General features: G+C 40.9%; 19 protein-coding genes and 1 pseudogene. All 20 read left to right on the top strand.

The genetic code is table 11. The features are described from left to right. Positions 1 to 55 precede the first annotated feature (55 nt). The 20 genes and pseudogenes from rpsS (at position 56) to infA (ending at position 9,036) form a co-directional block, all read left to right on the top strand. Complete coding sequence (gene rpsS, locus T479_RS21875; RefSeq protein WP_004233637.1) at positions 56 to 334, top strand: 30S ribosomal protein S19; 279 nt, start codon at positions 56 to 58, stop codon at positions 332 to 334. Between the two features lie 22 nt (positions 335 to 356). Beyond that, the gene (rplV, locus tag T479_RS21870; RefSeq protein WP_004233639.1) at positions 357 to 701 is read left to right on the top strand and encodes a 50S ribosomal protein L22; all 345 of its coding nucleotides are present in this window, start codon (positions 357 to 359) and stop codon (positions 699 to 701) included. Between the two features lie 3 nt (positions 702 to 704). Further along, positions 705 to 1,358 carry a 30S ribosomal protein S3 gene (gene rpsC / locus T479_RS21865; RefSeq protein ID WP_024364367.1) on the top strand — a complete coding sequence of 218 codons (654 nt, stop codon included), beginning with the start codon at positions 705 to 707 and terminating at the stop codon, positions 1,356 to 1,358. Between the two features lies 1 nt (position 1,359). After that, on the top strand, positions 1,360 to 1,794 hold the full coding sequence (gene rplP, locus T479_RS21860; protein WP_010860599.1) for a 50S ribosomal protein L16: 435 nt from the start codon (positions 1,360 to 1,362) through the stop codon (positions 1,792 to 1,794). Beyond that, complete coding sequence (gene rpmC, locus T479_RS21855) at positions 1,784 to 1,984, top strand: 50S ribosomal protein L29 (RefSeq protein ID WP_004233646.1); 201 nt, start codon at positions 1,784 to 1,786, stop codon at positions 1,982 to 1,984. The genes rplP and rpmC overlap by 11 nt, the downstream gene beginning before the upstream one ends. Before the next feature lie 18 nt (positions 1,985 to 2,002). Next, positions 2,003 to 2,266: a 30S ribosomal protein S17 gene (gene rpsQ, locus T479_RS21850; protein WP_024364366.1), complete on the top strand. Its 264-nt coding sequence runs from the start codon at positions 2,003 to 2,005 to the stop codon at positions 2,264 to 2,266. 43 nt (positions 2,267 to 2,309) lie between these two features. After that, positions 2,310 to 2,678 carry a 50S ribosomal protein L14 gene (gene rplN / locus T479_RS21845; protein ID WP_004233650.1) on the top strand — a complete coding sequence of 123 codons (369 nt, stop codon included), beginning with the start codon at positions 2,310 to 2,312 and terminating at the stop codon, positions 2,676 to 2,678. Positions 2,679 to 2,713: 35 nt separating this feature from the next. Then, entirely contained in the window at positions 2,714 to 3,022 is a 309-nt protein-coding gene (gene rplX, locus T479_RS21840) for a 50S ribosomal protein L24 (protein ID WP_004233652.1), read from the top strand. Between the two features lie 29 nt (positions 3,023 to 3,051). Next, positions 3,052 to 3,591, top strand: a complete 540-nt coding sequence (gene rplE, locus T479_RS21835) for a 50S ribosomal protein L5 (protein ID WP_024364365.1) — start codon at positions 3,052 to 3,054, stop codon at positions 3,589 to 3,591. Between the two features lie 21 nt (positions 3,592 to 3,612). Beyond that, a complete protein-coding gene (locus T479_RS21830) occupies positions 3,613 to 3,798 on the top strand; it encodes a type Z 30S ribosomal protein S14 (RefSeq protein WP_004233656.1) in 186 nt (61 codons plus the stop codon). A gap of 29 nt (positions 3,799 to 3,827) precedes the next feature. Continuing rightward, positions 3,828 to 4,226, top strand: coding sequence for a 30S ribosomal protein S8 (rpsH, locus tag T479_RS21825; protein ID WP_008181717.1), 399 nt, complete (start codon positions 3,828 to 3,830; stop codon positions 4,224 to 4,226). A 30-nt stretch (positions 4,227 to 4,256) separates the two neighbouring features. After that, entirely contained in the window at positions 4,257 to 4,796 is a 540-nt protein-coding gene (gene rplF, locus T479_RS21820; protein ID WP_024364364.1) for a 50S ribosomal protein L6, read from the top strand. Positions 4,797 to 4,828: 32 nt separating this feature from the next. Then, positions 4,829 to 5,188 (top strand): 50S ribosomal protein L18, encoded by a 360-nt coding sequence (rplR, locus tag T479_RS21815; RefSeq protein ID WP_024364363.1) that lies wholly within the window; start codon positions 4,829 to 4,831, stop codon positions 5,186 to 5,188. A gap of 21 nt (positions 5,189 to 5,209) precedes the next feature. Beyond that, positions 5,210 to 5,713, top strand: a complete 504-nt coding sequence (gene rpsE / locus T479_RS21810) for a 30S ribosomal protein S5 (protein WP_024364362.1) — start codon at positions 5,210 to 5,212, stop codon at positions 5,711 to 5,713. A gap of 13 nt (positions 5,714 to 5,726) precedes the next feature. Beyond that, positions 5,727 to 5,909 (top strand): 50S ribosomal protein L30, encoded by a 183-nt coding sequence (gene rpmD, locus T479_RS21805; protein WP_024364361.1) that lies wholly within the window; start codon positions 5,727 to 5,729, stop codon positions 5,907 to 5,909. 34 nt (positions 5,910 to 5,943) lie between these two features. Further along, the gene (gene rplO, locus T479_RS21800) at positions 5,944 to 6,384 is read left to right on the top strand and encodes a 50S ribosomal protein L15 (RefSeq protein ID WP_024364360.1); all 441 of its coding nucleotides are present in this window, start codon (positions 5,944 to 5,946) and stop codon (positions 6,382 to 6,384) included. Further along, positions 6,384 to 7,679: a preprotein translocase subunit SecY gene (secY, locus tag T479_RS21795; protein ID WP_024364359.1), complete on the top strand. Its 1,296-nt coding sequence runs from the start codon at positions 6,384 to 6,386 to the stop codon at positions 7,677 to 7,679. Before rplO ends, secY begins: the two co-directional genes overlap by 1 nt. Positions 7,680 to 7,747: 68 nt before the next feature. Next, the gene (locus T479_RS21790; RefSeq protein ID WP_025220839.1) at positions 7,748 to 8,401 is read left to right on the top strand and encodes an adenylate kinase; all 654 of its coding nucleotides are present in this window, start codon (positions 7,748 to 7,750) and stop codon (positions 8,399 to 8,401) included. A 250-nt stretch (positions 8,402 to 8,651) separates the two neighbouring features. Then, positions 8,652 to 8,729, top strand: a pseudogene (locus T479_RS23605) (type I methionyl aminopeptidase); the annotation flags it as partial. 88 nt (positions 8,730 to 8,817) lie between these two features. Beyond that, on the top strand, positions 8,818 to 9,036 hold the full coding sequence (infA, locus tag T479_RS21785) for a translation initiation factor IF-1 (RefSeq protein ID WP_004233690.1): 219 nt from the start codon (positions 8,818 to 8,820) through the stop codon (positions 9,034 to 9,036). Positions 9,037 to 9,051: the final 15 nt, after the last annotated feature.

The raw sequence follows: 9,051 nt of genomic DNA, 5'->3' as shown, positions 1-9,051 counted from the left end.
TTAAACTACGGTTCTATGTGAGAGCCGTGGTGGAATCACAGAGGGAGGTTCCTACATGGGTCGCAGTTTGAAAAAAGGACCTTTTGTTGACGACCACTTAATGAAAAAAGTGGAAGCACAAGAGGCTTCTGAGAAGAAACAAGTTATTAAAACTTGGTCTCGCCGTTCTACAATCTTCCCGAACTTCATCGGATTAACAATTGCTGTATATGATGGACGTAAACATGTTCCTGTATACGTAACAGAAGATATGGTAGGCCACAAACTTGGTGAATTCGCACCGACACGTACTTACAAAGGTCACGGTGCAGACGACAAGAAAACAAGACGCTAATTTTGAGAGGAGGTAAATCCTAATGACACAAGCTAAAGCTATCGCTCGCACAGTACGTATCGCTCCTCGTAAAGTTCGTCTAGTTGTAGACTTAATCCGAGGTAAGCAAGTAGGTGAGGCAGTTGCAATTTTACGTCATACTCCAAAAGCGGCGTCTCCAGTCGTTGAGAAAGTATTAAAATCTGCAGTTGCTAATGCTGAGCACAACTACGATCTAGATATCAACTCTTTAGTAGTTTCTGAAGTATTCGTTGATGAAGGTCCAACATTAAAACGTTTCCGTCCACGTGCACAAGGACGTGCAAGCGCAATTAACAAACGCACAAGCCACATCACTTTAGTGGTATCTGAGAAGAAGGAGGGTTAATCCGTGGGTCAAAAAGTACATCCAATAGGACTGCGCGTTGGTATTATTCGTGACTGGGAGTCAAAATGGTACGCTGAAAAAGACTATGCAACTCTACTTCACGAAGACATCAAAGTGCGTAAATATATTGAAACGGCTCTTAAAGACGCTTCTGTTTCTAAAGTTGAAATCGAACGTGCTGCAAACCGTGTAAACATTACAATTCACACTGCTAAACCAGGGATGGTAATCGGTAAAGGTGGTACTGAAGTTGAAAATCTTCGTAAATACCTTGGCGAATTAACTGGTAAACGTGTACACATCAACATCATCGAAATTAAACGTGCTGATCTTGACGCTCGTCTAGTAGCTGAAAACATCGCTCGTCAATTAGAAAACCGTGTTTCATTCCGTCGTGCGCAAAAGCAATCAATCCAACGCACAATGCGTGCTGGTGCAAAAGGAATTAAAACACAAGTATCTGGTCGTTTAGGTGGCGCTGATATCGCGCGTGCTGAACACTATAGTGAAGGAACTGTTCCACTTCATACTCTACGTGCTGACATCGACTATGCACACGCAGAAGCTGACACTACTTACGGTAAATTAGGCGTTAAAGTATGGATCTACCGTGGTGAAGTTCTTCCTACGAAGAAATCTGTGGAAGGAGGCAAATAATATGTTATTGCCTAAACGCGTAAAATACCGTCGTGAACACCGCGGAAACATGCGTGGCGAAGCGAAAGGCGGTAAAGAAGTATCTTTCGGCGAATGGGGCTTACAAGCTCAAACTGCTAGCTGGATTACTAACCGTCAAATCGAATCTGCACGTATCGCGATGACTCGTTACATGAAACGTGGCGGTAAAGTTTGGATTAAAATCTTCCCGCACAAACCTTACACGAAAAAACCTCTAGAAGTCCGCATGGGTTCTGGTAAAGGTTCTCCTGAAGGTTGGGTAGCAGTTGTTAAACCAGGAAAAGTAATGTTCGAAATTGCTGGTGTATCTGAAGAGATCGCACGTGAAGCACTTCGTTTAGCATCACATAAGCTTCCTGTTAAATGTAAGATCGTAAAACGTCAAGAAACTGGTGGTGAATCTAATGAAAGCTAATGAAATCCGTGACCTTGCCACTTCTGAAATTGAATTAAAAGTGAAATCACTGAAAGAAGAGCTTTTCAACCTTCGCTTCCAATTGGCGACTGGTCAATTAGAAAACACAGCTCGTATTCGTGAAGTGCGTAAAGCAATCGCGCGTATGAAAACTGTTATTCGTGAAAGAGAAATCAGTGCAAATAACTGATAAAGGAGGTTTTCAAGTATGACTGAGCGTAATCAACGCAAAGTTTACACGGGCCGCGTTGTTTCAGATAAAATGGACAAAACAATTTCTGTTTTAGTTGAAACTCACAAAAAGCACAAGCTTTATGGTAAACGTGTAAAGTACTCTAAAAAGTTTAAAGCTCATGATGAGCAAAACCAAGCGAAAATCGGTGATATCGTACGTATCATGGAGACTCGCCCGCTATCAGCTACTAAACGTTTCCGTCTAGTTGAAGTTGTAGAAAAAGCGGTTATTATTTAATAACTATTTCGGAACAACCAATTTCCGAAGGGAGGTAACCTAAGTGATCCAACAAGAAAGTCGTATGAAAGTTGCTGACAACTCAGGTGCACGTGAAGTTCTTACAATTAAAGTGCTTGGTGGCTCTGGCCGTAAAACTGCTAACATCGGTGATATCGTTGTTTGTACAGTTAAGAAAGCAACACCAGGTGGCGTTGTCAAGAAGGGTGACGTTGTTAAAGCTGTTATCGTTCGTACTAAATCAGGCGTACGTCGTAAAGACGGTACTTACATCAAATTTGATGAAAATGCTTGTGTAATTATTCGTGATGATAAATCACCACGCGGAACTCGTATTTTCGGACCTGTTGCACGTGAATTACGTGACAGCAACTTCATGAAAATCGTTTCTCTAGCTCCAGAAGTTCTTTAATTTCATGACAGTGCCAATCAAGGAGGTGCGACAGCATGCATGTAAAAAAAGGTGACAAGGTTAAGGTTATCACTGGTAAGGACAAAGGCAAAGAAGGAGTAATCCTAGCTGCTTTCCCTAAACAAGACCGCGTTCTTGTTGAAGGTGTAAACATCGTGAAAAAACACGTTAAACCTAACCAATTGAATCCACAAGGTGGGATTGTAAGCCAAGAGGCTGCAATTCACGTTTCGAACGTAATGCTAATCGATCCTAAATCTGGCGAGCCGACTCGTGTAGGTTATAAAATCGAAAACGGTAAAAAAGTTCGTGTTGCAAAAAAATCAGGTGCAGTAATCGACTAATTAGTAAATAAAAGAAGGGAGGTACACACATGAGCCGCCTAAAAGAAAAATATTTAAATGAAGTTTCTCCTGCTCTAATGAGCAAATTTGGATATAAATCAGTTATGCAACTTCCAAAAGTTGATAAAATCGTTATCAACATGGGTGTTGGCGATGCAGTTCAAAACTCTAAAGCGCTTGATGCAGCTGTAGAAGAATTGACAATTATCACTGGTCAAAAACCAGTAGTAACTAAAGCGAAAAAATCGATCGCAGGTTTCCGTCTACGTGAAGGTATGCCTATCGGTGCTAAAGTTACATTACGCGGTGAGCGTATGTATGAATTCTTGGATAAATTAATCGCAATCGCATTACCTCGTGTACGTGACTTCCGTGGTGTTTCTAAAAAAGCATTCGATGGTCGCGGTAACTACACTCTTGGTGTTAAAGAGCAATTAATTTTCCCAGAAATCGATTACGATAAAGTTTCAAAAGTACGCGGTATGGACATCGTGATCGTAACGACAGCGAACTCTGACGAAGAAGCTCGCGAGTTATTGACACAATTCGGTATGCCGTTCCAAAAGTAATTAAACAAGGAGGGCGAAAACGTGGCTAAAAAATCTATGATCGTTAAACAACAACGTAAGCAAAAGTTTAAAGTGCAAGAGTATACACGTTGTGAACGCTGTGGTCGTCCACACTCAGTATATCGCAAATTCAAACTTTGCCGTATTTGTTTCCGAGAACTTGCATATAAGGGACAAATTCCTGGCGTTAAAAAAGCCAGCTGGTAATCCCCTAATTTGGGAAGGAGGTAAATGTAATGACAATGACTGATCCGATTGCAGATATGCTTACTCGCATTCGTAATGCGAACATGGTTCGTCACGAGAAGTTAGAAGTACCAGCTTCCAACGTGAAAAAAGAAATCGCTGAAATTTTAAAGCGTGAAGGTTTCGTACGTGACGTAGAATACGTGGAAGACAACAAACAAGGTATCATCCGTATCTTCTTAAAATACGGTAAAGATAACGAGCGCGTTATCACTGGCCTAAAACGTATTTCTAAACCTGGTCTACGTGTATATGCTAAAACAAATGAAGTTCCTAAAGTACTGAACGGTCTTGGTATCGCTTTAGTGTCAACTTCACAAGGTTTATTAACAGATAAAGAAGCTCGCGCTAAACAAGTTGGCGGCGAAGTTCTAGCATACGTTTGGTAATTAGCAATAAATGAATGGAGGTGCAACTAAATGTCTCGTGTAGGTAAAAAAATTATCGAGGTACCAGCTAACGTAACTGTTACTGTCGCAGCTGACAACACTGTTACTGTTAAAGGTCCTAAAGGCGAACTTGTTCGTTCTTTCCACCAAGATATGAAAATTGAGCAAGAAGGAAATGTGATCTCTGTATCTCGTCCTTCTGATTCAAAAGAACACCGCACAAACCACGGTACTACTCGTGCGCTTTTAGCGAACATGGTTACTGGTGTTTCTGCAGGTTTCGAAAAATCATTAGAACTTATCGGTGTCGGTTACCGTGCGCAATTACAAGGTAAAAAGCTTGTTCTTAACGTAGGTTACTCTCACCCAGTTGAGTTCACACCAGAAGATGGTCTTGAAGTAGAAGTTCCGACTAATACAAAAATCATCGTTAAAGGTATCAGCAAAGAACGCGTTGGCGCTCTTGCATCTAATATCCGTGACGTTCGTCCACCAGAGCCTTATAAAGGTAAAGGTATCCGTTACGAAGGCGAATACGTTCGTCGTAAAGAAGGTAAAACAGGTAAATAATGCTGCTTAAGCATTAGAAAGGAGTGACCCTTGTGATTACGAAACAGGATAAAAATCAAGTTCGTAAAAAACGTCATGCGCGAGTTCGTTCTAAAATTTCGGGTACTGCTGAGCGTCCACGCTTAAACGTATTCCGTTCTAACAAGAACATCTACGCTCAACTTATCGATGACGTAGCAGGCGTAACACTTGTTAGCGCATCTTCTCAAGAAAATGGTTTTGAAGGTGCTGGTAACAACGTAGAAGCTGCATCAAAAATCGGTGAAACAATCGCGAAACGCGCTGCGGAAAAAAACATTACTGCAATTGTATTTGACCGTGGTGGTTACTTATATCATGGACGTGTAAAAGCTTTAGCTGAAGCTGCACGTGAGAACGGTTTAGAATTTTAATAAGAAGGAGGGACACATTTCATGAGTCGAATTGACGCAAACAAACTTGGAGAACTTGAAGAACGCGTAGTTACTATTAACCGTGTTGCTAAAGTTGTTAAAGGTGGACGTCGCTTCCGCTTCACAGCATTAGTTGTAGTTGGCGATAGAAACGGACATGTTGGTTTCGGTACTGGTAAAGCTCAAGAGGTGCCAGATGCTATCCGTAAAGCTGTTGAAGATGCGAAGAAAAACTTAATCGAAGTGCCACGTGTAGGTGGAACAACTCCACACTTAGTGCTTGGTCGCTTCGGTGCAGGAGAAATCCTAATCAAACCTGCTGCTCCTGGTACAGGGGTTATCGCTGGTGGTCCAGTACGTGCCGTACTAGAACTTGCTGGTATTACTGATATTCTTTCAAAATCACTTGGATCTAACACACCAATCAATATGGTGCGTGCTACTGTTCAAGGTTTAACTGAATTAAAACGCGTAGAGGACGTTGCAAAATTACGTGGCAAATCAGTGGAAGAAATATTAGGATAAGGGGGGAATAATAATGGCTAACAAATTAGAAATCACCCTTACAAAATCTGTGATCGGTTCTAAACCGGCACAACGTAAAACTATTGAAGCTCTAGGATTACGTAAATTAAATCAAACTGTTGAGAAAGCTGATAACGCTGCTACTCGCGGTATGCTTGATAAAGTAGCTCACTTAGTTACTGTAAAAGAAAATTAATTTTTAATTAATGAACAAGGAGGTGCCACCCACTATGAAACTGCATGAGTTAAAACCAGCAGAAGGATCTCGTAAGCAACGCAATCGCGTTGGTCGTGGTATCGGTTCTGGTAACGGTAAAACATCAGGTAAAGGTCATAAAGGTCAAAACGCTCGTTCTGGTGGCGGTGTACGCCCAGGCTTTGAGGGCGGTCAAAACCCGTTATTCCGTCGTTTACCTAAACGTGGATTTACGAACATTAACCGTAAAGAATACGCTATCGTTAACCTTGACACATTAAACCGTTTCGAAGACGGTGCAGAAGTAACAACTGCATTATTACTTGAAACTGGTCTTGTGAGCAATGAAAAAGCTGGAATTAAAGTTCTAGGCAATGGAACACTTAACAAAAAGCTTACAGTAAAAGCTCATAAATTCTCAGCTTCAGCAAAAGAAGCAATCGAGAATGCCGGCGGAACTACTGAGGTGATTTAATGTTTCAGACAATCTCTAACTTTATGCGTGTTCGAGATATAAGAAATAAAATCATCTTCACTCTTTTAATGTTAATTATTTTCCGTATTGGTACATTCATACCAGTACCGAATGTTGACGCAACTGTATTAAAGGCAACTGATGAGTTTAACCTCGTTGGTTTCCTCAATACTTTTGGCGGTGGTGCGTTGCAAAACTTCTCTATCTTCGCGATGGGAATTATGCCATACATCACAGCCTCAATCATTGTTCAGTTATTGCAAATGGACGTAGTACCGAAGTTTGCTGAATGGGCAAAGCAAGGTGAAGTCGGAAGACGTAAACTTGCACAATTTACTCGCTACTTTACAATTATTCTTGCTTTTATCCAATCATTCGCCATGTCATTTGGCTTCAACAAAATGTACGGTGGATCTTTGATTAAAGAAGAGGGAATTCTAACTTATATTACAATTTCAATTGTATTGACAGCAGGTACAGCATTCCTTGTATGGCTTGCTGAACAAATTACCTCACATGGTGTTGGTAATGGTATTTCTGTTGTAATCTTTGCTGGTATCGTGGCAGCATTACCTACAGGAATAAACCAAATCTATGCACAACAAATTGAGGGTGCAGGCGATAAACTGTTTATCAACATTATCATCCTTGCATTACTTGCTTTGATTTTACTTGCAATTGTCGTTGGGGTTATTTACGTGCAACAAGCACTTCGTAAAATTCCAATTCAATATGCAAAACGAGTTACTGGACGCAACCAACAAACAGGTGGTCAGCAAACGCACTTACCGTTAAAAGTAAATGCTGCAGGGGTTATTCCGGTAATCTTCTCAGTAGCGTTCCTTGTCACACCTCGTACGTTAGCAGCGTTCTTTGGTCAAAACGATATCACAGCATTCATTGAAAACACGTTCGATTATCAGAAACCTGTTGGAATGTTGATTTATGTTGCATTGATCGTCGCATTCACATATTTCTATGCATTCGTACAAGTGAATCCAGAAAATGTGGCAGACAACTTGAAAAAACAAGGTGCTTACATTCCAGGTATTCGCCCGGGTGAAAACACTCAAACGTATTTAACAAGCGTGTTATATCGACTAACATTTGTTGGTGCGATATTCTTAACTGTAATTGCTGTAATGCCGATTATATTCATCAACCTTATGAATCTACCTGCCTCAGTGCAAATCGGTGGTACTAGTATTATTATCGTAGTCGGCGTAGCGCTAGAAACGATGAAACAGCTAGAATCACAACTTGTTAAACGTCACTACAAAGGCTTTATGAAATAATGTTGATTTTTAGGGAACGTTCTTCGTTTCCTGAAATCAGCAAACCTTTTGTGGGAGGACTATTTCCGATGAATATCGTTTTAATGGGTCTGCCAGGTGCTGGTAAAGGTACACAGGCAGATAAAATTGTAGAGAAGTACGCAATTCCTCATATTTCTACAGGAGATATGTTCCGTGCCGCTATTAAAGACGGTACAGAGCTAGGCTTACAGGCTAAATCGTTTATGGATCAAGGTGCTCTAGTACCTGATGAAGTAACGATTGGTATTGTTCGTGAGCGACTTGCTAAACCTGATTGTGATAAAGGTTTCCTATTAGATGGATTCCCACGTACAGTTCCTCAAGCGGAAGCATTAGACAGCATTTTAGCTGATCTTGGTAAAGCTATTGAACATACGTTAAACATTCAAGTTGAAAAAGATGAGCTAATTGCTCGTTTATCAGGTCGTCGTATTTGTAAAACTTGTGGCACATCTTATCATTTAATTTTCAATCCACCTGCTGTGGAAGGTAAATGTGATAAAGATGGCGGCGAATTATACACACGTGCGGATGATAATCCTGAAACGGTTGCAAACCGTCTGGAAGTAAATATGAATCAAGCACAACCTTTATTGGACTTCTATGAAGCAAAAGGTGTGTTAACAAATATTGATGGACAGCAAGATATTAAAAAAGTGTTTGCTGATCTTGATGCTCTTTTACAGGGCAGCCGCAGCTGATACCCGGCTCCGGGCGCAGAATACTGCTTCCGCGGGAGGCATGCGGGAGCAACACCGAAACATAATTTTTTTGAGAGTTGCAAAAGCATATTGTGCCCGGTATATATTTCTTTTAAAAAGTGCAACATGACTTTTGAGAGAGTATAATGGGTTTCGTGGAAGCATCTGTGTAACGGGTATGAATATCTCATCAAAGACATTTCCGGTATTCGTGTAAACATGGGAGATTCAGTGCCCATACTGGTCCTGTATATTCCGTGGATTGTGTGAAGCGAAACCAGACGAGCGTCTTTCAAACATCTCTCATACAATCCAAACATATGTTGAAACGAGGTTGCTTCTATAGTTGCAGCAGATATCCGTTTGATGTAACGATGAGAACTTTAATTTGCATATAGAGAGGAGAGACAGAGTAGATGGCGAAAGATGATGTAATTGAAGTCGAAGGGACAGTTGTTGAGACTTTGCCAAACGCGATGTTTAAGGTAGAATTAGAAAATGGACATGTGATTTTGGCACACGTTTCTGGTAAGATTCGTATGCACTTTATCCGTATTCTACCTGGAGATAAGGTTACTATCGAGTTATCTCCTTATGATTTAACTCGCGGTCGTATCACATACCGTTTTAAATAATCTTTTGCGCTCCGG

The sequence above is a fragment of the Lysinibacillus sphaericus genome, from assembly GCF_000600105.1.
GTDB lineage: Bacteria > Bacillota > Bacilli > Bacillales_A > Planococcaceae > Lysinibacillus > Lysinibacillus sphaericus.
Note: the sequence above shows the minus strand (reverse complement) of the source record. Positions and strands in the feature narration are given on the sequence as shown.

Excerpts from the sequence above, each read along its gene's own strand:
- rplF (WP_024364364.1), top strand. The coding sequence starts at position 4,257 with ATGTCTCGTGTAGGTAAAAAAATTATCGAGGTACCAGCTAACGTAACT.
- secY (WP_024364359.1), top strand. The coding sequence starts at position 6,384 with ATGTTTCAGACAATCTCTAACTTTATGCGTGTTCGAGATATAAGAAAT.
- rplX (WP_004233652.1), top strand. The coding sequence starts at position 2,714 with ATGCATGTAAAAAAAGGTGACAAGGTTAAGGTTATCACTGGTAAGGAC.
- rplP (WP_010860599.1), top strand. The coding sequence starts at position 1,360 with ATGTTATTGCCTAAACGCGTAAAATACCGTCGTGAACACCGCGGAAAC.
- rpsS (WP_004233637.1), top strand. The coding sequence starts at position 56 with ATGGGTCGCAGTTTGAAAAAAGGACCTTTTGTTGACGACCACTTAATG.
- infA (WP_004233690.1), top strand. The coding sequence starts at position 8,818 with ATGGCGAAAGATGATGTAATTGAAGTCGAAGGGACAGTTGTTGAGACT.
- rpsQ (WP_024364366.1), top strand. The coding sequence starts at position 2,003 with ATGACTGAGCGTAATCAACGCAAAGTTTACACGGGCCGCGTTGTTTCA.
- rplE (WP_024364365.1), top strand. The coding sequence starts at position 3,052 with ATGAGCCGCCTAAAAGAAAAATATTTAAATGAAGTTTCTCCTGCTCTA.
- rpsE (WP_024364362.1), top strand. The coding sequence starts at position 5,210 with ATGAGTCGAATTGACGCAAACAAACTTGGAGAACTTGAAGAACGCGTA.
- rpsH (WP_008181717.1), top strand. The coding sequence starts at position 3,828 with ATGACAATGACTGATCCGATTGCAGATATGCTTACTCGCATTCGTAAT.
- rplV (WP_004233639.1), top strand. The coding sequence starts at position 357 with ATGACACAAGCTAAAGCTATCGCTCGCACAGTACGTATCGCTCCTCGT.
- rplO (WP_024364360.1), top strand. The coding sequence starts at position 5,944 with ATGAAACTGCATGAGTTAAAACCAGCAGAAGGATCTCGTAAGCAACGC.
- rpmD (WP_024364361.1), top strand. The coding sequence starts at position 5,727 with ATGGCTAACAAATTAGAAATCACCCTTACAAAATCTGTGATCGGTTCT.
- rpmC (WP_004233646.1), top strand. The coding sequence starts at position 1,784 with ATGAAAGCTAATGAAATCCGTGACCTTGCCACTTCTGAAATTGAATTA.
- T479_RS21790 (WP_025220839.1), top strand. The coding sequence starts at position 7,748 with ATGAATATCGTTTTAATGGGTCTGCCAGGTGCTGGTAAAGGTACACAG.